The organism is Pseudomonas avellanae BPIC 631 (genome assembly GCF_000444135.1).
Classification (GTDB): Bacteria; Pseudomonadota; Gammaproteobacteria; order Pseudomonadales; family Pseudomonadaceae; genus Aquipseudomonas; species Aquipseudomonas avellanae.
Window position 1 is genome coordinate 1 of record NZ_ATDK01000143.1, and the last position, 653, is coordinate 653.

The window sequence follows — 653 nt, forward strand, 5'->3', positions numbered from 1 at the left end:
GGCATTGCAGGCTCGTATTGGTGTTGTGTGAGAACTCCAACAATACGGGCCTGTTCTCATAGGGATCAATAGGTTACGTCGAAACGGGAACAGACCCTAGGCAATGACGTCGCCATGCGCGGTGAACGTCAGCGCGCCAATTTCAATGCTGCCACCGGGTCCTTTGAGGGGTACGCCAACCGTGGTCATCAGTTGCAAGTGCATCGCCAGCGCGCGGAATGGCTCCAGGCATGCATCGTTCGGCGATAGCGCCAGTTCGTGAGCGAGATCAGGCTCGTAGCCGGTCAGCGACAGCTCGGGAAACAGCAGGTAATCCGCACCCAGGTCAGCGGCACGCTGCATGAACGCCAGATGCCCGGCAAGGTTGTGCTTGAGCTGGCCTCTGATCGAACAGAATTGCGCAGCGGCCAACGTCGGTGAGGTCATCTAATTGTCCATAAGGCCATTGAGTTCGGTGGGGCGTGCATTATAGGGGGTTGATGATTCGTGCGGATTGGAATGTGTTGAGAATGGGCACGACAGTGACAAGTTCTCGTTCCTGTGCTCTGGCTCAGCCGTCACTTACGCCGCAATCGGCGTCGCCAGTGATATCGCGATAGAAAAGCCTTTTGATTATCAACTATCGTGCGACGCTCCGCGTCGCATGCCGTTCT

At 56.5% G+C, this 653-nt stretch carries 1 pseudogene; it reads right to left on the bottom strand.

The annotated features are described in order from the left end of the window. Positions 1-99: 99 nt before the first annotated feature. Positions 100-426 (bottom strand): annotated as a pseudogene (locus DW49_RS0107520) (nitrilase-related carbon-nitrogen hydrolase); the annotation flags it as partial. Positions 427-653 lie beyond the last annotated feature (227 nt).